Origin of the sequence: Dyadobacter sp. BHUBP1 (assembly GCF_050587785.1) — a bacterium.
Lineage (GTDB): Bacteria > Bacteroidota > Bacteroidia > Cytophagales > Spirosomataceae > Dyadobacter.
On record NZ_JBOBIH010000001.1, the window covers coordinates 1,421,953 to 1,443,064 of the forward strand.

At 51.9% G+C, this 21,112-nt stretch carries 13 protein-coding genes, 1 pseudogene and 1 riboswitch; of the genes and pseudogenes, 11 read left to right on the plus strand and 3 right to left on the minus strand.

Annotated elements, in window-relative coordinates:
• The first annotated feature begins 110 nt into the window (after positions 1-110).
• The 9 genes and pseudogenes from ACQ4MZ_RS05810 (at position 111) to ACQ4MZ_RS05850 (ending at position 14,183) form a co-directional block, all read left to right on the plus strand.
• Positions 111-1,538 (plus strand): RagB/SusD family nutrient uptake outer membrane protein, encoded by a 1,428-nt coding sequence (locus ACQ4MZ_RS05810; protein WP_430843636.1) that lies wholly within the window; start codon positions 111-113, stop codon positions 1,536-1,538.
• A 20-nt stretch (positions 1,539-1,558) separates the two neighbouring features.
• A complete protein-coding gene (locus ACQ4MZ_RS05815; RefSeq protein WP_430843637.1) occupies positions 1,559-3,034 on the plus strand; it encodes a sulfatase in 1,476 nt (491 codons plus the stop codon).
• 23 nt (positions 3,035-3,057) lie between these two features.
• Positions 3,058-5,397, plus strand: coding sequence for an arylsulfatase (locus ACQ4MZ_RS05820; RefSeq protein WP_430843638.1), 2,340 nt, complete (start codon positions 3,058-3,060; stop codon positions 5,395-5,397).
• A 24-nt stretch (positions 5,398-5,421) separates the two neighbouring features.
• Entirely contained in the window at positions 5,422-7,062 is a 1,641-nt protein-coding gene (locus ACQ4MZ_RS05825) for an arylsulfatase (RefSeq protein ID WP_430843639.1), read from the plus strand.
• A 74-nt stretch (positions 7,063-7,136) separates the two neighbouring features.
• Positions 7,137-8,501, plus strand: coding sequence for a sulfatase-like hydrolase/transferase (locus ACQ4MZ_RS05830; protein ID WP_430843640.1), 1,365 nt, complete (start codon positions 7,137-7,139; stop codon positions 8,499-8,501).
• 133 nt (positions 8,502-8,634) lie between these two features.
• A pseudogene (locus ACQ4MZ_RS05835) lies at positions 8,635-9,899 on the plus strand (sulfatase).
• Positions 9,900-9,914: 15 nt separating this feature from the next.
• Positions 9,915-11,345 carry a sulfatase gene (locus tag ACQ4MZ_RS05840; RefSeq protein ID WP_430843641.1) on the plus strand — a complete coding sequence of 477 codons (1,431 nt, stop codon included), beginning with the start codon at positions 9,915-9,917 and terminating at the stop codon, positions 11,343-11,345.
• Positions 11,342-12,808, plus strand: coding sequence for a sulfatase family protein (locus ACQ4MZ_RS05845; protein ID WP_430843642.1), 1,467 nt, complete (start codon positions 11,342-11,344; stop codon positions 12,806-12,808). The genes ACQ4MZ_RS05840 and ACQ4MZ_RS05845 overlap by 4 nt, the downstream gene beginning before the upstream one ends.
• Before the next feature lies 1 nt (position 12,809).
• Complete coding sequence (locus tag ACQ4MZ_RS05850; RefSeq protein WP_430843643.1) at positions 12,810-14,183, plus strand: sulfatase family protein; 1,374 nt, start codon at positions 12,810-12,812, stop codon at positions 14,181-14,183.
• A gap of 71 nt (positions 14,184-14,254) precedes the next feature.
• Here ACQ4MZ_RS05850 and ACQ4MZ_RS05855 read toward each other — a convergent pair whose 3' ends face one another.
• From ACQ4MZ_RS05855 to ACQ4MZ_RS05865, 3 genes are all read right to left on the minus strand, one after another.
• Positions 14,255-14,617, minus strand: coding sequence for a hypothetical protein (locus ACQ4MZ_RS05855; protein ID WP_430843644.1), 363 nt, complete (start codon positions 14,615-14,617; stop codon positions 14,255-14,257).
• Complete coding sequence (locus ACQ4MZ_RS05860; RefSeq protein WP_430843645.1) at positions 14,596-15,015, minus strand: hypothetical protein; 420 nt, start codon at positions 15,013-15,015, stop codon at positions 14,596-14,598. Before ACQ4MZ_RS05860 ends, ACQ4MZ_RS05855 begins: the two co-directional genes overlap by 22 nt.
• Positions 15,016-15,141: 126 nt before the next feature.
• Complete coding sequence (locus ACQ4MZ_RS05865; protein WP_430843646.1) at positions 15,142-16,224, minus strand: Fic family protein; 1,083 nt, start codon at positions 16,222-16,224, stop codon at positions 15,142-15,144.
• Between the two features lie 150 nt (positions 16,225-16,374).
• Positions 16,375-16,468, plus strand: a riboswitch (SAM riboswitch).
• 115 nt (positions 16,469-16,583) lie between these two features.
• On the opposite strand from ACQ4MZ_RS05865, the gene ACQ4MZ_RS05870 reads away from it, so the two are divergent.
• Entirely contained in the window at positions 16,584-17,762 is a 1,179-nt protein-coding gene (locus ACQ4MZ_RS05870) for a cysteine desulfurase family protein (RefSeq protein ID WP_430843647.1), read from the plus strand.
• 141 nt (positions 17,763-17,903) lie between these two features.
• Positions 17,904-21,098 (plus strand): SusC/RagA family TonB-linked outer membrane protein, encoded by a 3,195-nt coding sequence (locus tag ACQ4MZ_RS05875; protein ID WP_430843648.1) that lies wholly within the window; start codon positions 17,904-17,906, stop codon positions 21,096-21,098.
• Positions 21,099-21,112 lie beyond the last annotated feature (14 nt).

Sequence of the window (21,112 nt, forward strand, 5' to 3'; positions counted from 1 at the left end):
CTTGACAACAAATGACAGTCCTGACCATCCCTGACCACATCTGACCATCCCTGACTACATCTGACTATCCCTGACCACATCTGACATTCCATGACCACATCTGACCATATATGAAAAAGATACTATTACTGATAATGGGCATTTCCAGCTTCACGGCCTGCACGGACCTGAACGAGGATCCAGCCTCCCTCATTACCACCGAACAATTTTACAAGACCGAAAGCGACGCGCTCGCCGCCGTGACTGCCGTGTACAATGCGGCGCTAAATAACGGCGGGCTTACGATGTACAACCGGCTGTTTCACCTCGCATTCGAAATTATGTCCGACGATGCCATCGCGGGCCTGCGTGTGACGAATGCCGACGTGCGCACGATTTCTGTACTGGCGCATTCCACGACCAACGACCGCGTGGATGAATTGTGGAGAGAAAGTTATGTGGCTATTAATAGGGCCAATATCGCCATAGCGCGCATTCCACACATTGAAATGGACGCCGCATTGCGCACCAGGCTCGTGAACGAAGCGAAATTTTTGCGCGGGCTACTGTATTTCAATATGGTACGGCTTTGGGGCGACGTCCCGCTCATCCTTGAAGAAAATGGCTCATTGGGTAATGAGGCGATTCAGGTGGCGCGCACACCGAAAGAGGATGTGTACAAGCAGATTATCCAGGATCTGACCGATGCGGAGGCATTGCCTAACTCCTTCACTGGTGCCAATGCCGGACGGGCTACCTGTGGCGCTGCCAAATCGATCCTGGCGAAGGTTTACCTGACGCGCCAGGAATGGGACAAGGCTGCTGCAAAAAGCCTCGAAGTGATCGATGGGCCTTATGGCTACGATTTGTTCGAGAACTTTGCGGATGTTTTCAATGTGGCCACCAAGAACGGGAAAGAGCATATCTTCTCGGTACAATGTAAATCCAATGTCAACGGGCAGGGTAACCGTCTCGCTTCGTCGGCCACGCCGGTAGGGATACCCGGGGTGGCTTCGGCGGGGACGGACGAGCCTCATGCCGATGTATACAAGCTGTTCAGCGAGAAGGACAAGCGCCGGGATGTGACGTTTTTTACCTCGCTTGTAAGCCCTACCACCGGAAAGGAGATCACATTCCCGCCGCGCTTTTTCAAGTATTTCGACCCGGCGCAGATCGCTAATCCGACGGAATCGGCCAGGAACATACCGGTAATCCGATTTGCCGAGATACTGCTGATTTACGCAGAAGCATTGAACGAGGGTAACGGCCCCACTTCCGATGCCTATGCCGCCGTGAACCGCGTCCGCAAGCGCGCGGGACTCGATGCATTGTCCGGTTTGAGCAAAGACGCGTTTCGCGAAGCGATCTATCTGGAGCGCCGCCTGGAACTGATGTTCGAATTCCAGCGGTGGTTCGACCTGATCCGCACGAAACGGATGATCACCGCATTGCACGCGGCCGGCAAAACCAATGCCGCCGAGAAGCATTACCTGCACCCGATCCCGCAGCGTGAAATGGATTTGAACCCGAAACTCGTGCAGAACCCGGGCTGGGAATAACGGTCTTAAACATTTGAAATATGCAAAAGATCATTCTGAAAATCGTGGTTTTGCTGAGCCTGTTACCCGCCTGTGCCTTCGCGCAGGCGAAAGACCAGCCCAACATCCTCTTCATCCTGGTCGACGACTGGGGCTGGACCGACCTGAGCTCGGCAGGGAGCAAATACTACGAAACCCCGAACATCGACCGGCTCCGGAAAGAGGGAATGTGGTTTTCACAGGCCTATTCCGTCGGTCCGAACTGTGCGCCGAGCCGTGCGTCGCTGATGACGGGCAAGTACACGCCGCGCCACGGTATTTACACCGTGGGTAATGCCGATCGCGGCAATTCGGCGGACCGCAAGCTGATCCCTGTCGAAAACAATACTGTGTTAAACCCCGCATTCGTGACCATCGCCGAGGAGCTTAAAAATGCCGGGTACAGTACCGGGCTGATCGGCAAATGGCAGCTGGGTGGGAAAGCCAAAGGCGCCGATGCACATGCACAGGGATTTGAGCACGTGATAGGCGGAACCGGCGGTACGAGTGCCTATTTTTATCCTTATAATAGAGATGGTAAAGCGTCGCCGCACGAAGGCATTACCAGCGGCCAGGAAGGCGAATACCTCACCGACCGGCTGACCGATGAGGCGGTGAAATTCCTGGATGCCAACAAGCAGAAGCCGTTTTTTCTATACCTGTCGTACTTCGCCGTGCATACGCCCATTGAGGCCAAGGCGGATATCATTTCCAAATACAAATCCAAAAAAGGAAACGCGTACCATCATAACCCCGTCTATGCGGCGATGATCCAGAGTGCCGATGAGGGAATAGGCCGTGTTTTGAAACAGCTCGACGCTTTAAACCTGGCAAAGAATACACTCGTCGTGTTTTTCTCGGACAATGGCGGGATGGGTGCCGTGACCGCCCAGCATCCGTTGCGCGGCTCCAAAGGAATGCTTTATGAGGGGGGCGTACGCGTGCCGCTGATCGTGAAATGGCCGGGCAAAACCAAGGCAGGCTCACAGACTGACTCGCCCGTGATCGGCATTGATTTTTACCCGACGTTGCTGGAAGTGGCTCATATTCAAAAACCGTTGAATGCGGATGTGGACGGACAAAGTTTCGCCCCGCTTTTGGCAGGCAAAACGGCCGCACAGCGTGACATTTTCTGGCATTTCCCGGCCTATCTCGAAGCTTATAAGGGCGACAAGCGCAATAAGGACGCATTCCGCACGAGGCCGGCAAGTACCATTCGTTCCGGCGATTTTAAGCTGCACCAGTTTTATGAAGACGGGCATGTGGAACTGTATAATATCCGCGCGGACATCGGTGAAACGAAAGATTTGGCCAAAACCAATCCGGCCAAAACCAAAGAGTTGAAAGACAAGCTCGAAGCCTGGAAGCAAAAGACCAACGCGCCGATCCCCACTCAATTGAATCCGGAATACGCACCCGGAAAGCCTGGAAACGCTTCAAGTAACGTGGATACACCCGGCGTCCGAGGCGAGGAGTAATCAGTTTTTAATATCGCAATAAGATGAAGAACCTGTTTAAAATCAGTACAGTAATACTGGCGGTGGGCCTGACCGTTCACTCGGTGACGGCGCAGCATAGCCCTCAGCAACCCTGGCATGGAAAGGTCGGCAAGACATTGCAGGAATCGACGCCATTTCATATTCAATACAATAAAAAGGCCGCGAAAGGTGCGCCCAATGTGGTGTGGATTCTCATTGACGACGCGGGTTTCGGCGCCACGACGGCATTCGGCGGGCTGGTAGAAACCCCGAACATCGAAAAGTTGGCGAATAATGGGCTGCGGTTTACCAACTTCCATACCACGGCCATTTGCTCGCCTACACGCGCGGCCCTGCTCACTGGCAGGAACCATCATTCGGTACACGTCGGCTTGCTGACGCCGGCTGCGGTTGATTTTCCTGGGTATGATACCTACATTCCTTTCGAGAAAGGTACTGCCGCGGAGGTGTTGCGGGAGAATGGTTATGCCACATTCGCGTTGGGTAAATGGCACCTTGTTCCAGTAACCGAAAACTCACAGGCCGGGCCGTTTAACCGCTGGCCCACCGGTCGCGGTTTCGACCATTACTATGGGTTCCTGCCCGGTGCCACCGATCAATGGCACCCCGAGCTTTGGGAGGATGTGACGAAGCTCGATATCGAGCCGAACACCAAACATCTGAACGAACTCCTGGCCGATAAGGCGATCAAATACATTGCCAACCAGAAATCCGTAGATGCGGACCGGCCGTTTTTCCTGTACCTCGCGACGGGCGCCACGCATTCACCGCACCAGGTAGCGAAAGAGTGGATTGACCAGTACAAAGGCAAGTTCGATATGGGCTGGGACAAGTACCGCGAGATCGTGATTGAAAAACAGAAGAAACTCGGTATTATCCCGCAAAATGCGGTGCTGCCCGAACGTAACCCGGGCGTCAAGGAATGGGCTGCATTGACGGAGAAGGAAAAGAAAGCCTATGCGCATTTCATGGAAGTGTATGCGGCATTTTACACATACACCGACTACGAGATCGGCCGTATTGTGAACTACCTGGAACAGATCGACCAGCTCGATAACACGGTCATTGCGGTGATTTTGGGTGACAACGGGGCGAGCAAGGGCGGTACCCAGCACGGTACGATCAGTCCGCAGATTAACCGTTTGCAAGGCGAGGCCCGGATCGATGCCATTCTGAATGCCCGCGATCTTATCGGTACCGACGAGTCGAGCACGGATTACCCTATCGGATGGGCGGCGGCAGCCAACACGCCATTCCGTTACTGGAAAGGCGATGCCAACACCGAGGGGGGCACGCGTAACCCTATGGTGCTGTATTATCCCAAAGGCATTAAGGAGAAAGGAGGCATCCGTAATCAGTACGGGCATGTGAACGATATTTTGCCTACGACACTCGAACTGGCAAAAGCCGAGGCGCCGAAGGTGATCAACGGCTATAAGCAGGAGCCTTTCGAGGGTACGAGCCTTGCCTATGCCGTGGATCAGAAGAACGCTCCTTCGCAGCATACGGTACAGTATTATGAGATCGCCGGCGCATTGTCCATTTACAAAGACGGCTGGAAGGCTTCGAAAGGGCATTCGGTTTGGGAAGGTTTCGACGCGGGCAGCAAGGCAGATCCGTCGGGCAAGTCGGTGGATTTCAGTAAAGATGTGTGGGAATTGTATAACCTGAATGAGGATTTCAATGAGCGCGTCAATCTGGCCGCTGAAAACCCGGAGAAGCTGAAAGAATTGCAAGCTGTTTTCGATCAGGAGGCGAAGAAGTACAACGTGTACCCGCTGAAAGATTTCACCGCGCATGATATGCCTGCGGGGCGGACAGTCTATGGGAAAATGCCTGAAATCACCCTTTTCCCCGGGGTCGATAACCTTGTAGGCGTAAGCAGCCCGCTGTATGACGGACGGTCGTTCACGGTGGATGCAGAAGCGGATATTGCTACGGGTAAAGAGGAGGGCGTACTTTTTGCGGTAGGAGGGGAGAAGAGCGGTATCAGCTTGTTCGTGAAGGACGGGAAGTTGCATTATGCGCACAAAACTGCCCGGGATTCGTACCGTTTGGCTTCAATCGGTGCCATCCCGACAGGCCGCGTGCATTTCAAACTGATTTATGAATTTACCGGTCCCTCGGAAGGCAGCAAGTCGGTGGGTAAAGAGACGGTTTATATCAACGACGAAAAGATAGGCGAGCGCAGCTTCGCGGCTACGCAGGCACAGGTGCAGGGACCACGCCAGATCGATGGCACGGACGTTGGGCGCGACCAGAAGTTTCCGGTTTCGGACCAGTACCAATCGCCATTTGCATTTACAGGAAAGTTGAAGAAGGTCACAATCCGGTATCAATAGATTTTTGAAATAATCATTTATAACATGTTTAAAAAACGAATCGGCCGGCTCTTGCTGGCGGCTGCGCTCACTGCGACGACCGCTGCCGCGCAAACTGTTTTTGCCCAAAAGAAACCCAATGTGATCGTAATCCTGGCCGACGACCTGGGCTATGCGGATCTGGGATGTTACGGCAGCGAAATCCCGACGCCTAACCTCGACGAGTTAGCCCGGAATGGCGTAAGGCTCACCAATTTTTACAACACCGCCCGCTGCTGCCCCACGCGGGCAGCCCTGCTGACGGGGGTGTACAGCCATCAGGCGGGTATCGGCCACATGATGGACGACAAGGGGGCAGACCATCCCGCCTACCGCGGGCAACTCAACCATAACAGCGTGACCATCGCCGAGGTCATGAAAAGCGCCGGCTATTTTACAGCCATGACCGGTAAATGGCACGTCGGGCACCAACATGGTGTGTATCCGTCGAACCGCGGCTTCGACCGCTCGCTGCACGCGCCTGCGGGAGGATTTTATTATGGAAATGGCAATAATGCCAAGCTTTTTCTGAACGGACAGGAAATTCCCAACGACTCGGACAAGCTGCCGAAAGACTGGTACTCGACCGACCTTTGGACGGATTATGGCCTGCGCTTCATCGACGAGGCTGTGGCTGATAAAAAGCCGTTTATGCTCTACCTCGCCCACAATGCGCCGCATTTTCCCTTGCAGGCACCCGAAGCGGACATCGCCCGATTTCGCGGCAAATACCTGAAAGGCTGGGAAAAGCTGCGCCAGGAACGGTATGAAAAGCAGATCAAGCTGGGGCTGGTGGACCCATCGTGGAAGCTGCCGCCTATTAACCCGAATGTGAAGAAATGGGATAGCCTGAGCGATGCGGAGAAGAAACGTTACGACGACATGATGGCGATCTACGCCGCGGTGATTTACCGGCTCGACAAAAGCATCGGCGACCTCGTGGCAGGGCTCAAAAAGCGCGGTGTTTTTGACGATATCGTCATTCTTTTCGTGTCCGACAATGGCGGTAATGCCGAGCCGGGGATCGAAGGCCGTTACGAGGGCGATCAGCCGGGTACCGCTAAATCCACGGTATTCCTGGGCCAGGGCTGGGCGGAAGCCGCTTGCACACCGTTCTGGGCCTACAAGCACCACACGCACGAGGGTGGTATTTCTTCGCCGGGTATTATCTCGTGGCCCGCGGGTATCCCTGCCGCACGCAATGGCAAGTTGGAACGTCAGCCGGCGCACATCATCGACATTATGGCGACCCTGGTGGATCTTGGTAATGCGAAATACCCTTCTACTTATGCAGGCAATACGATCCAACCGCTGGAAGGCGCCAGTCTGAAACCTGCTTTCACCGGCAAGCCTGTCAATCGCAGGAACCCGATTTTCTGGGAACACGAAGGCAACCGCGCTATCCGTGACGGTAAATGGAAACTGGTAGCAGAAAAAACCGAGAAATGGCAATTGTACGACGTGGAAAAAGACCGCACGGAATTGCACGACCAGTTCGACAAACAGCCTGAAATTTCCCAAAAACTGGTGGCCAAATATGAAGAATGGTACAAACGCGTCGGCGCGGAAGATTATGACAAGACCTTCAAATGGTTTTATGACTACGACAAAGCCAAACAAGAAACCGGCGCAGGAGGCGGGAAGTAGTATTTCACTATTCATGACAATATCTGACCACAAATGACCACACCTGACTATTTCACGACAACACCTGACCACAAATGACCACAAAAAAACACCTGACCGTGCTGCTGACGCTCCTCGCTTTCATACCGGCGCTGGCGCAGAAGCAAACGCCCAACATCGTCCTGATCCTGGCGGATGACATGGGCAAAGAATGCATTGGGACCTACGGAAGTACCTATCAGACCCCGAATATCGACCGGCTCGCCAAAGAGGGTTTGAAATTCAACTATGGCTTTTCGCAGCCGCTTTGTACGCCGTCGCGTGTGCAAATCATGACCGGGAAGTACAACTACAAGAATTACTCCGAGTTCGGCTTTCTGAACCAGGACCAGAAGACTTTCGCGCATCTGGCGAAGGAAGCCGGTTATACCACGGCCATTGCCGGCAAATGGCAGCTCGGCGCGAACCAGAAGTTGCCGAAACACTTTGGTTTTGACCAGTATTGTTTGTGGCAGCTCAGCAAGCCGCGCCGTGAGGGCGAGCGTTACGCCAAACCGCTCATCGACCGCGACGGGGAGCTATTGAAAACGGACGCCGACGATTACGGCCCGGATATTTTCACGGACTACATGCTCGACTTCATCGAAAAGAACAAGGACCGCAAGTTCCTGGCGTATTTCCCGATGGCGCTTGTGCACGATCCTTTTCTGCCTACTCCCGATAGTAAAAGCTGGAAACCGGACGTGGAAGGGCGTTTTAAAAAGGACACGGCCAATTTCAGGGATATGGTTTCTTATCTGGATAAAAATGTCGGGAAGATTGTGCAGAAACTGAAAGACCTCGGACTGTATGAGAATACCATCATCATTTTTACCGGCGATAACGGCACCGGCCGGCCTATCGTGACACAATTGAAAGACGGCAGTAGGCTGCAAGGCGGCAAAGGGCTGACGATCGATCGCGGCCATCACGTGCCGCTGATTGTCAATTGGGGAACCGGTCGCTACAAAACCCACGAAACGAATGATCTCGTCGATTTTACCGATATCCTTCCGACCATCGCACAGGCCGCAAATGTAAAAGTGCCTGCCGCCTGGAATACCGATGGTGTCAGCATTCTTCCGCAGATCAAAGGCGAAAAAGGTGTTCCGCGGAAGTGGATTTTCTCGCATTACCAGCCCATCCATTCGGAAGCGGCTAACAGGCAATCGGCCCGTTTTTTCAGGGACCGCCATTACAAGCTCTATTCCGACGGTCGTTTTTACGATTTGCAGAAGGATATTGAGGAGAAAAATCCGATTGCGTTGGGTAAGGCGGGAACGAAAGGAGAAAAAATCAGAAAGGTGTTTCAGGCTGAAATGGATAAGCTGCCGGCCTGGAAATTCGGCGATCCGGGCGTAGCGAAAGTGATATTACCCGGCCTGGAACCCGATCCGGCATTTGCAGACAAAGGGGAATAATATATTTATGACGACTAATATGATCGGGAATTTGAAAAGAATTATTTGGTTACTGGCCGTGGTGGTGTTACCAGGCCTGGACGCAATCGCCCAAAACGCGAAATACAACGTTCTCTTCATCGCCGTCGACGATATGAACGACTGGGTCGGGCCATTTGGCGGGTACCCGGGTATCAAAACGCCGAATATCGAAAGGCTGGCGAAGAAAGGCGTTGTTTTCAAGAGGGCCTATTGCTCCGCGCCGCGTGTAACCCGTCGCGTGCGAGCCTGCTTACGGGTGTGAGGCCGTCGAGTTCGGGGGTGTACCATAACAACCAGCCCTGGCGACCGGTCTTGAAGGATGCCGTGACCATTCCGCAATACTTCACTGCCAACGGGTACGAAGTGAAGGGGGCCGGTAAGATTTTTCATAATGCATTCAACGATAAGGCTTCGTGGCCTTCCTATTTTGATGTTCCCAAATCGCCCGGGCCGCCCAAGGCCCCGGTTAATGGCTTCGCGCATTTCGATTGGAGCCCTGTGAATGTGCAGGATGAGGATATGGGTGATTACAAGGTGGTGAATGAGGGCATCGGCTTCCTGAATGACCGGCATGACAAGCCGTTTTTCCTGGCCGTTGGTTTTACGCGGCCGCATTTGCCGTGGTATGTTCCGCAAAAGTATTTCGACCAATATCCATTGTCTTCCATTCGGTTACCGAAAACCATTGCCAACGATTTGCAGGATGTGCCGGATGCCGGCGTGAAAATCGCCAAGCCGAAGGGTGATCACAAGTTTATCGTCGAGCATAGGCAGTGGGAGAAGGCGGTACAGGGTTATCTGGCGAGCATTACGTTTGCCGACGGGCAGATTGGCCGCTTGCTGGACGCGTTGGCGAAAAGCGCATATGCCCAAAATACGGTCATTGTTTTCTTTGGTGACCACGGCTGGCACCTGGGCGAAAAGGAACATTGGCGGAAGTTTGCATTGTGGGAAGAGGCTTCGCGCGTGCCGTTCATTGTTTATGCGCCGGGTTTGTCGAAAGCTAATGGCATTTCGGAACGCACGGTGAACCTGATGGATATTTATCCGACGCTCACCGAGTTGTGTAAATTACCTGCTAAGAAAGGGGTGGAAGGCAACAGTATCGTGCCGCTGCTGAAAAATCCCGCGGCGGTATGGAACCACCCTTCCGTTACCACGCACGGATTGGGTAATCACGCGGTGCGGTCTGAAAAATACCGCTATATCCGTTACAACGACGGTTCGGAGGAACTTTACGATCATGATACCGACCCACAGGAATGGAAAAACCTGGCTGCTGATGCGAAATATGCGTCGGTGAAGGCAGCGTTGGCAAAGTCTTTGCCCAAAACCGATGCAAAGGATGCCCCGACCGTGAAAGAGGGCAAGGAATAATTCAAACCAAAATCTATGATGAGAAAATACGCATTGCTGGCGCTGGCGGCGCTTTCACTTGTTCCTTTTGCTGCGTCGGCAGCCGCGGATGGCGACGATAAGGCTAAACCGAAATACAACGTCCTGTTCATTGCCGTCGACGACCTGAATAATGACCTGGGCACGTACGGAAATACATTTGTGAAATCACCGAACATCGACCGCCTGGCGAAGCGGGGTGTTCGGTTCGATAAGGCTTATACGCAGTTCCCGCTTTGCAGTCCGAGCCGTTCGTCACTGCTCACCGGCCAGCGGCCGGACGTGACGAAGATCTATGAGTTGCAGACGCATTTTCGCAAAAACCTGCCGGATGTCGTTACGCTGCCGCAGCTTTTTAAGAACAATGACTATTATAGTGCTCGGGTTGGCAAAATATACCATTACGGCGTACCGGGCCAGATTGGTACCGACGGCCTGGACGACCCGGATTCGTGGCATTACCGCGTAAATCCCAAAGGGCGTGACAAAACCGAGGAGCCATTGATCAAAAACCTCACACCAGACCGCGGGCTGGGGAGCGCATTAGCGTGGCGCGCTACCGAGGGCACTGACGAGGAGCAGACCGACGGGATGATCGCCAGCGAGGCAATCAAGATCATGACTGAGAAAAAGAACGAGCCGTTTTTCCTTGCCGTGGGCTTTTTCAGGCCGCATACGCCTTATGTGGCACCTCAAAAGTACTTTGATATGTACCCGGTAGACCAGGTGCCGCTTCCCAAAGAGATCCCGAACGACCTCGACGACGTACCCGAAGCCGCATTATTTACCAAACCGCCGCACTGGGGCCTGGATGAGGCTAAGCGCCGGGAGGCATTACGGGCCTATTATGCTACGATCACATTCATGGACGCGCAGGTGGGCAAGCTGATCGACGCCGTCGACAAACTTAAATTGACCGATAAGACCATCATCGTGCTTTGGAGCGATCACGGTTACAACGTGGGTCAGCACGGGCAGTGGATGAAGCAGAGCCTTTTTGAAAACTCGGCACGCGTGCCGCTCATTATCTCGGTTCCGGGTGGTACCAAAGGGAAGGCATCCGGCCGCACCGTGGAGCTGGTCGACATTTATCCGACGCTGGCCGAGCTGTGCGGACTCGATCCGAAGCAGAATTTGCAGGGTAAAAGCCTGACGCCATTGCTGAAAAATCCGGCTGCTCCCTGGAACAAGCCGGCTTACACCCAGGTGCGGCGAGGTCAGATTTTCGGCCGCAGCGTACGCACAGAGCGGTTCCGTTACACCGAATGGGACGGCGGGAAAGCAGGGGCGGAATTATATGACCACCAGAAAGATCCGGGAGAATTTACAAATCTGGTGAAGGATAAGAATTTCGTGATTACGGTGAATGAACTGGCTGTTTTGCTGAAAAAAGGTTACCCGGAACGAGCGCAGGAAGCAGGAAGATGAGTTCAAAACATCAGTATGTGATCCGGTTGTCGGTCGTCGGCATTGTGCTGGCGGTGGCAACCGGTTTTGCGTGGAAAGCCAACAGGCCGCAGACGTCGCGCAAGCCTAATATCGTGATCGTGCTCGCCGATCAATGGAATGCGCAGTCGCTCGGGTATGCAGGTAATGTGGATGTGAAAACGCCAAATCTGGACAAGCTGGCGCAGCGGAGCGTGATTTTTACAACCGCCGTGTCGGTCATGCCGGTGTGCAGCCCGGCACGGGCGAGCCTGCTCACGGGCCAGTACCCGCTCACGCACGGGGTTTTTTACAACGACCGTCCCCTGCGGAACGAGGCGCTCACATTGGCAGAAATTTACAAGGAGGCAGGTTATGCGACCGGGTACATTGGGAAATGGCACATCAACGGACAAGCCAACTATGAAAAGCAGTTCGCCGCCCGTAACCGCGCCGTTCCGCGCGACCGTCGTCAGGGGTTCGATTACTGGAAAGCCCGCGAAGTGACGCACGATTACAATAGCTCCTTCTATTTCGACGAAAACGATGTGCGCCACGAATGGCCGGGCTATGATGTATTTCCCCAGACCGACAGTGCGATCAGCTTCATTGACAAAAATAAGAACAACCCGTTCCTGCTGGTATTATCCTGGGGACCGCCGCACGATCCTTACCAGACCGCACCCGAGGCGTACCGTAAAATGTACGATCCCGCAAGGCTGAAACTCCGCCCGAACGTGCCCGATTCGCTGCAAGCCAAAGCCCGGAAGGACCTGGCTGGCTACTATGCCCATTGCACGGCACTGGATAAATCGGCAGGCGATCTTTTAAATGCATTGAAAAGAGAAGGTATTGAAGAGAATACGATCCTGCTTTTTACTTCTGACCACGGTGATATGCTTTACTCGCAAGGCAAAGTCAGGAAGCAGAAACCCTGGGACGAATCGGTATTGGTGCCGTTGCTGGTGCATTATCCGGCGGGGTTAGGAGTTGCGAAGCGGGAGCTCGCATTGCCTTTTTCTAATGTTGATATATTGCCTACTTTGTTGGGAATCAGTAATATGAAAATTCCGGAAACCGTAGAGGGGAACAACTATGCCGCTATTCTGACTGGCAGGCAAAAACCGACAGGTAATGAAGCTGCGTTGATCCAGGTACCTGTGCCGTTCCATGAAAACAATTTCCTGAATGGCGGTAGGGAGTATCGGGGTATCCGCACGAAAAGATACACCTATGTAAGAGATTTGAAAGGTCCGTGGCTTTTGTATGATAATGCAAAGGATCCTTTTCAACTGAAAAACCTCATCGGCTCACCGGCGTACGCTGATGTGCAGGCAAAACTTGAAAGAACACTTAGGGCGAAACTGGCTGATGCAAAGGATCAGTTCCTGACCGCCGACGAACATATGCGGCAATGGCATTACCGGTATGACGGCAAGGATAGTCTCCGCGCGAGTGGTTTGTAATATGCAAAAGACATTGATCATTATCATGCTGGCGCTGGTGTGTACCGGTGCCGCGCTCGCGCAGCAGGTAAGAAGACCGAATATCATCTTCCTCCTCACCGACGACCATCGCTGGGATGCGCTCGGCGCAATGGGTAACAGGATCATCCAAACCCCGCGCCTTGATGCGCTGACGAAACGGGGCATTCTGTTCCGGAATGCGCATGTCACCACGGCGATATGCATGGTGAGTCGGGCAAGCTTGCTAAGCGGGCAATATATGTCCAGACACGGGATCAATGATTTTGGTACTGATTTCAAACCGGAAGCCCTTGCTCAAACCTACCCCGCATTGCTGAAAAAGGCGGGGTACAAGATCGGATTCATAGGGAAATTCGGCATCGGGGTGAAGAACCAGCCCGATACGCTGTTTGACTACTGGGCAGCCAAAAAGGAAGGCCAGCCTCAATATGAGTTAGCCAATGAGAGCGGTCACACCATTCACCACACCGACAGTGTGGGTAAGGATATTGCGCAATTTCTCGACCGTTTTGCAGGTAACGAGGCACCTTTTTGCCTCTCGGTAAGCTTCAAAGCACCGCACGAACTCGATGGTAATCCACCAAAATACCCTGTTCAGGAGCGTTTTAAGCCTTTATACGAAAATGTGAAAATCCCCGACCCGGTGACTGCTGCCCCGCGATACTGGGAGAGCCTTCCCGCATTCTTCCGCACCGATCAGAATATCGGCCGTGACAGGTGGAAGCCGCTCCTTTCAACCCCGGAGCTTCGCCAGCAAACCACCCGCGACTATTACCGCCTCATTACCGGCGTCGACGAAGTGGTGGGTAATATGGTGGCGCAGCTTAAAAACCTGAAAATCGATCAGAATACGCTCATTATTTTTATGGGTGACAACGGTTTTTCACTCGGCGAGCATGGTTTGGAAGGGAAATGGTTTGGTTTTGAAGAATCCATCCGCGTTCCGCTGATTATTTCCGGCGGAGCACTGCCCAAGAGTCTCCAAGGCAAGTCATCATCCCAGCTCGCATTGAATATCGACATTGCGCCTACCATTCTTTCTTTCGCGGGAATACTTGTGCCATCTGCAGTCCAGGGTTACGATCTTCTCGCAGTCGAGCAAAAGAAGCGAACTGCCCGCAAGGACTTCTTCTATGAACACACCTATCTGGGAAGCCCGCGTTTGCCAAAAGTGGAGGGCGTTGTGAGCGGTGATTGGAAATATATGCTTTACACCGAGCACGGGTATGAGGAGCTCTATGATACTGTTAAAGATCCGCACGAGACGGTGAACCTGGCGAAGCGTTCTTCGGAAAAATCCACGCTGGAAAAGCTACGGAAGCGGTATAAAGAGTTGAAGAAGGAGGTGAAATGACAAAGGGAAAAGTTACCTCGGTACTCGGACGAGGGTGAAAAACGTCAAAAAACGCCTCGTTTGGAGGGCATTTAATCGACTGGATATAATAGGGGCAATTTTCGTTGAATGCCGGCGTAACCTTCGTATGGGTAATCTGCAAAGTCGTTGTATTTATGGTCATCGAGGTCTTCTTTATTATTAAATACTCTGACCCGGTTAATCATCCTTCGTTGTTCTGGTGTTACACGTTGCCACAGTAATTTTAGGATGATCTCCATACTTTCATACTCATGTACTTCCGAGAGTGATGGCGCACTGACGCCGAGCACGTAGCTGTCTTTTACCATTCCGTGAAAGGCGGGTGCCAGGCCGATTGCATCTATGATCAGACCATCTTTTTTTGCTTCCCGAAACACTTTTTGCAGTGTTTCTACCAATGCTGTTGCAACCATTGCATGACAATTTTTAGAGAAATAACAAATATTTCGGCTTTTGTAGCCGAACAGCCTGCTTCATATCTGCGTTGTTCCGACCATATCGCTATCCGGGTCCAGCTTACCTGAAAGACATAGTCATCTATACAGGCGTTTTCCAAATCGTTCGTCAGGCCAGATAGAATTAAAAGGTCGAGGAGGTCATGAATCATAAATGACTTGGCAATATGCCGCGGCACCACCTCTTTTTCAAATATTTCGATGTTCAGTCTTTTGCAAACCACGGCTTTGAGGGCTAATTCAATCGCATACCCACCGATGTAATACGCCGCGCCAGCATGACCGTTTGCAATGAGGCATTCCGCGTCGCGCAGCCGTTCGAGCGCTAGTGATTTCAATGTTGCAGCATTTGCCAAGGTTTGATTGATTTTAGTTTGCAGATGAATGATTTTGGCAAACTAACCCCTGTTACGGTTCGAAAGTCAATCAGATGTGCAAAGTCACTTGATGGGTGTGCAACCGGCTGTATTGAGGAACCTGGGTTAACTTTTCAACACATTCATAAGCCGGAAGTTCAGATAGAGCTTTTCCTTTCCCACCGTCACGCTTTGAAGGAAATTGTTCTCTTCAAGGGTTTTCAGATAGTTGCCAACCGTTTTGATATTTCCCAGTCCGGCGTGTTCCAATGAACTTCTTTTAGTGTAAGGCAGCTTGAAAATGACTTCCAGCAGATCTTTGGAATAAATTTTCGGAAGCGTCCTTTGGATTTCTTCGCCCATTTCTTTCATCAAAGCTGCAATACGCTCGATCCGGATTTGGCTCTCACGCGAAGTAACTTCGATCATATCCAACATGTACAGGATCCAGTTTTCCCATTTGCCTTGTTCTGTCACATGGCGAAGATTGAGGTAGTATGCATTCTTGTTTTTCAGAATATAGCTACTCAGATAGAGCGCGGGTAAATCGAGCAGGCCGCATTGTTTCAGATAAAGAAGCAGTATAATCCGTCCTGTACGGCCGTTACCATCAAAAAACGGGTGAATGGCTTCGAACTGATAGTGTATCAGTGCAAGTTTGATCAGCGGATCCAGATCGTCGTCGATATTGATAAAGTTTTCAAGTGCAGCCAGCTTTTTCCGGATAATTTCTTCGCTGTCAGGCGGCGTGTAAATAACTTGTCCTGTCGCCGGGTTTTTTAGTTGAGTCCCCGGAATGTTTCTGATGCCTGATTGATTTTCCTTAATGATCTGCATGATCGCGATAAAAAGGTTGGTCGTCAGGACTGGCTTTTTCCTTATTTCCTCTAACCCATACCATAATGCATCTTTATAGTGGATTACTTCCTTCGTGGGAGCGTCATCGATATTCTTTTCGACAATGGATGCCTGAAAAAGAGCATCCTGCGTAGTGATGATATTCTCAATGGCGGAACTGGCCTGCGCTTCCTGTAAGTTGATCGTGTCGATAAACAGCAGCGGATTAGGGAGATTCGTAATGGCACCTTTTAGTTCCGAGAGTGCCCTACTGGCCGAAATCACCTTTTTGAGAACGGTTATATTTTCTATTTTGCCCTTTGGAGGCAAATCAGGTAGATTATTATAAGGTATTAACGGGCTGTATTTCATAAAAAGAACGACGGTGAAAATTACCTGCGTTTTTAGAACGAGGGTAAAAATATCAAAAAAACGCCCTCGTTCAAATTTCGATGGTAAAAAACGCCCTCGTTTTTTTGCATTCTTAAAATCTTTTATCAATCTTTGTCTATCGAATTTATAGATTTATTAAGAACGAAGGGAGAGGTTAGGCTCTGTGATCTTCTGGCAACCTGTGACACGTCAAGGTGCCCCAACCTAATTCTATTGATAAATCTGAAAATCCAACCACAGTAATAAACTGGTACCGTGCAGTAAATCAGGCTGGTTAGGCCTTGAAAAACCTGTGCCTTGCCGCTAACAAACTTTGATCAACGACAAACCAGAAACACATGGAAATTTATCTGGATAATGCGGCTACTACCGCGCTGGACCCTGAAGTGATTGAGGCAATCCTGCCGTTTTTGACCAACCATTATGCGAATCCCTCGTCGGCGCACGGCGCGGGCAGAAGGGTAAAAGAGGCCGTTGATCGGGCACGGCGTACGGTAGCGCATTTACTGGGCGCTGCGCCGGAGGAGATATACTTTACGGCCGGGGCGACGGAGGGAATCAACCTTGCATTGTCGGGGGCAATTCAGGCCTATGACCTTAGCCACGTTATCACCAGCCGCATCGAGCATAAGGCGGTGTTGCAGACATTGAAGCGCCACGAGAAAGAGGGCGACATTGAAACAAGCTTCGTGAAGCTCGACGAACGCGGTAATGTAGATCTCTACCACCTCGAAAACCTACTGCGGGCGAACCCGCGCACACTCATCGCGCTCATGCATGGGAACAATGAGATCGGGAATCTGACCGACATCCACGCGATCGGCGTGTTGGCACGGCGGTACAATGCGGTGTTTTTTACTGATACGACCCAAACGATGGGTAAGGCACATTTCGATTTGCAAGAGGCCGATATCGATTTCCTTGTGGGCTCGGCACACAAGTTTCACGGTCCGAAGGGAGCGGGTTTTGTTTACATTAATCAAAAGCACCACTTGAAGCCGCTGATTTACGGTGGAGGGCAGGAGCGTGGCCAGCGCGGCGGGACGGAGAATGTCGTGGGCATCGTGGGGCTGGCGAAAGCGCTGGATGTAGCTTATCGCAACCTGGAAGCGAACCGGAATAAGGTTTCCAAGCTGAAACAATACCTGGTATCGAAGCTGGCGATCAGCGGAATAGAAGGAATTTGTTATAACGGCGAGAGCAAATCGACGGAAAATAGCGTCGCCAATGTGCTGAGCGTTTCGTTTCCCTGTTTAAGCACGGGGAGCCTGGTGGCCAAGCTGGACCAGGTCGGCATTCAGGTTTCGGGCGGTAGCGCGTGCCAGGGCGGCGGCGCGTCGCATGTGATACAGGCGCTGGCGTGCGAGGCCGACAAGGAGAATGTAAGGTTCTCGTTCAGCAAGTTCAACACATTCGAAGAGCTGGATCTCGTAGTGGACGCCATTACGCGGATCTACGAATCCGACCCGGTGGTTTCGACACAAGCGGGTTGGAAAAAGATCGCCAGCTGGGCGTAGTAGCTAATTTAACCGAAAAATAGGAGCCTGAGTATTGGAAATAATGCCGCTGTATTACTTTTGTATATTAAATCTATAAAATAAATAGAGTATAAACTGAATCCCAAACATTTAAGCTGTCCCTAACTTCCAATCCACATCATGAGAAGAAATTTAGTACTGATTTTCCTCCTGTTCAGTGTCGCCTGGCTGCAACCGGCAAAGGCGCAAACGATCCCGGTGACCGGTAAGGTCACTTCCACCAGCGGCGAAACGCTGCCCGGCGTAACCGTTCTTATCAAAGGTACTTCCAAAGGCACCTCCACCAACGGCGACGGCAGCTACGCCATCGAGGCCGACGCCGGTTCGATATTGAAATTTTCGTTTATCGGTTTAAAATCCATTGAATTACCCGTTCCACGGGACGGCAAGCTCGACGTTCGGCTTGAAAGCGATGAGACAATCTTGCAGGAAGTGGTGGTGACGGCGCTCGGCATTGCGAAAGAGAAGAAGTCGCTCGGATATGCGGTGCAGGAGTTGCAAACGAAGGACGTTGCAGAGGCGCGCGAAGGCAACCTGGTGAATGCATTATCGGGTAAAATTGCTGGTGTGAACATTACCAACAGCCAGGGCGGGATGGGCTCATCGCGGATCGTGATACGGGGCGAAACGTCGATCGCGGGCAATAACCAGCCGCTTTTCGTGGTGGATGGTATCCCTGTCGACAACTCGCAGCTAGGTGCCGGCGCCAATGGTTCGCGCGATTTTGCGAATGCGATTGCGGACATTAACCCGAACGACATCGAGTCGATCAGCGTGCTGAAAGGGCCGAATGCGGCTGCATTGTACGGCTCCCGCGCTTCCAACGGGGTGATTTTAATTAAAACCAAAAGCGGCAAAGGCACGCAGCGCGGCCTGGGCGTGAATGTGAATTTTGGCTATTCTTCGGAGAAGCTATTGGTGCTGCCTGAATATCAGAATGTTTTCGGTCAGGGAACGGGTGGCGCATTCTCTTATGTGAATGGTAAGGGTGGCGGTGTCAATGACGCTACCGACGAAAGCTGGGGCCCAAGAATGGACGGACGGCTGATACCCCAGTTCTTTTCGAATGGAGAGGCAGTACCGTTTGTGGCGCACCCGGATAACGTAAAGAACTTCTTCGTAACAGGGCATACGCGAACCACGGGCGTGTCGGTGGCAGGCTCGAACGACAAGGTGGATTACCGCTTCTCCTTCAACAACAGCAAGCAAACCGGTGTGATCCCGAATACGGATATTTCCAAAAATTCATTCGGGGTAAATACGACTTACCGTTTGAACGACAAGCTGACTTTGTCGACGAGCGCGAATTTTGCCAGAAACAGCTCCGATAACCTGCCCGGTACGTCTGGGCGCGGCAGCAGCGTAATGCTTCAATTCCTGTGGTTTGGGCGTCAGGTGGATACCGAGTTGCTGAAAGACTACAATAAAGGCGGTTTCGATTACAACTGGAACCACAGCTATTACAGCAATCCTTACCTGCTGCAATACGAAAATACCGCCCAGCAACGCCGCGACCGCTTTTTCGGTAATGTGAATTTGAACTATAAAATTACCGACTGGCTCACAGCCAATGTGCGCACGGGTAACGACTATTATAACGACAAGCGCAAGTTCAAAGTCGCTTACGGCACCAATGGTACGCCTTATGGCTCTTATACCGAGGACAGTTATGTCGTGAATGAGAACAATACAGACTTCAATTTCAATTTTCACAAGAATGTAAGTGCTGATTTTGAACTTGACTGGCTGGTGGGTGGAAACATTCGAAGCAATTTCAACGAGCAGAACTACCAGCAGGCACCCCGCCTGGCCGTAGCTGACCTGTACACGCTGAATAACTCGCGCGACCCGCTGGTATCCTATAATGTGTTGCGCAAACAGAAGGTTTACAGCGCATTCAGCTCCGCGCAGGTGGGCTTCCGCAACTACGCGTTTTTGAACCTCACGGCGCGTAACGACTGGTCGTCGACCTTGCCTGCCGGTAACAATTCGTACTTTTACCCTTCGGTGAATGCGAGTCTGGTACTGACCGACGCATTCGATATCAAATCCAATGTACTTACCTATGCCAAACTCCGCGGCGGCTGGGCCGAAGTCGGTAAAGACACCGATCCATATCAATTGGTAAATACCTATCCATTCAATCAGCCATTCGGAGCAGCCCCTTTGCTGACGGTTTCGGATGTGTTTTTGAGCGAGGACCTGAAGCCGGAAATCACACAGTCGACTGAAATCGGTGCCGATATCGCATTGTTCCGCAACCGTGTGCGATTGGATGTGAGTTATTATAATACCGATAGTTATAACCAGATTTTACGTGCGGACGTGAGCCCTTCGACAGGCTACAAACAGAAACTCCTGAATGCAGGGCGTATTAATAACCGTGGTATTGAGGCGATGCTGAATGTGAAGCCGATCGAAACCGAATCCGGTTTTAAATGGGACATCGGCATCAACTTTTCAAGAAACCGCAGCAAGGTAGTGGAACTCGACGACGAGGGTTTTCTGAACGATTATAAACTGGGTACCAATGGAGTAACGGTTTATGCCAGCAAAGGACTGGGCTACGGCGCGATATTCGGCTCGGCATTTGCACGGGATGGAAACGGCGAGCAGATCATCGGTGCCAACGGCTTGCCTACCAAGAATCCGAGTCTGCAAGTGTTGGGGCATTACACCCCGAAATGGATGGGCGGGATCAGCAATTCGTTCTCTTTCAAAGGTTTTAACCTGAGCGTGCTCATTGATACCAAACAAGGCGGCTCCATTTACTCGGCTACGAATGCGACCGGCCGCTATACCGGCGTGCTGAAATCGACTTTGCCCGGCCGCGACGCGGAACATGGCGGGCTGACCTACTATTATCCTGGCAACAACAAAGCCGGTGTGGCTGTGCAAGTGGCTAATGCGGCAGCGGCACCTTCGGGCGCGATCGTGTACGACGATGGTATCATTGCGAAAGGCGTAACCACCGATGGCAAGCCGAATACCGTGATCGTTCCGGCGGAGCGCTATTACAAAGGTGTTTACAGCAACAGCGCGGGTATCAACGAGGCGAGCGTGTTCGATGCGTCGTTCATCAAGCTGCGTGAGGTAAAACTCGGCTACACCGTTCCGCAGGCATTTATTTCCAAATTCAAACTGCAAAGCCTGATCCTCTCTCTGTATGGACGCAACCTGGCATTTCTGCAAAAGAAAGCGGACAACATCGATCCTGAAACGGCTTTCAACACCGGCAATACCGGCCAGGGGCTCGAATCGTTGCAGCTGCCGACGACAGCTTCTTACGGTTTTAACATTTCATTAGGCTTTTAAATTGACCCATATTC

Bases quoted from the DNA above. Each gene is read 5' to 3' on its own strand.
- ACQ4MZ_RS05810 (WP_430843636.1), top strand. From the start codon at position 111: ATGAAAAAGATACTATTACTGATAATGGGCATTTCCAGCTTCACGGCC.
- ACQ4MZ_RS05815 (WP_430843637.1), top strand. From the start codon at position 1,559: ATGCAAAAGATCATTCTGAAAATCGTGGTTTTGCTGAGCCTGTTACCC.
- ACQ4MZ_RS05820 (WP_430843638.1), top strand. From the start codon at position 3,058: ATGAAGAACCTGTTTAAAATCAGTACAGTAATACTGGCGGTGGGCCTG.
- ACQ4MZ_RS05825 (WP_430843639.1), top strand. From the start codon at position 5,422: ATGTTTAAAAAACGAATCGGCCGGCTCTTGCTGGCGGCTGCGCTCACT.
- ACQ4MZ_RS05830 (WP_430843640.1), top strand. From the start codon at position 7,137: ATGACCACAAAAAAACACCTGACCGTGCTGCTGACGCTCCTCGCTTTC.
- ACQ4MZ_RS05840 (WP_430843641.1), top strand. From the start codon at position 9,915: ATGATGAGAAAATACGCATTGCTGGCGCTGGCGGCGCTTTCACTTGTT.
- ACQ4MZ_RS05845 (WP_430843642.1), top strand. From the start codon at position 11,342: ATGAGTTCAAAACATCAGTATGTGATCCGGTTGTCGGTCGTCGGCATT.
- ACQ4MZ_RS05850 (WP_430843643.1), top strand. From the start codon at position 12,810: ATGCAAAAGACATTGATCATTATCATGCTGGCGCTGGTGTGTACCGGT.
- ACQ4MZ_RS05855 (WP_430843644.1), bottom strand. From the start codon at position 14,617: ATGGTTGCAACAGCATTGGTAGAAACACTGCAAAAAGTGTTTCGGGAA.
- ACQ4MZ_RS05865 (WP_430843646.1), bottom strand. From the start codon at position 16,224: ATGAAATACAGCCCGTTAATACCTTATAATAATCTACCTGATTTGCCT.
- ACQ4MZ_RS05870 (WP_430843647.1), top strand. From the start codon at position 16,584: ATGGAAATTTATCTGGATAATGCGGCTACTACCGCGCTGGACCCTGAA.
- ACQ4MZ_RS05875 (WP_430843648.1), top strand. From the start codon at position 17,904: ATGAGAAGAAATTTAGTACTGATTTTCCTCCTGTTCAGTGTCGCCTGG.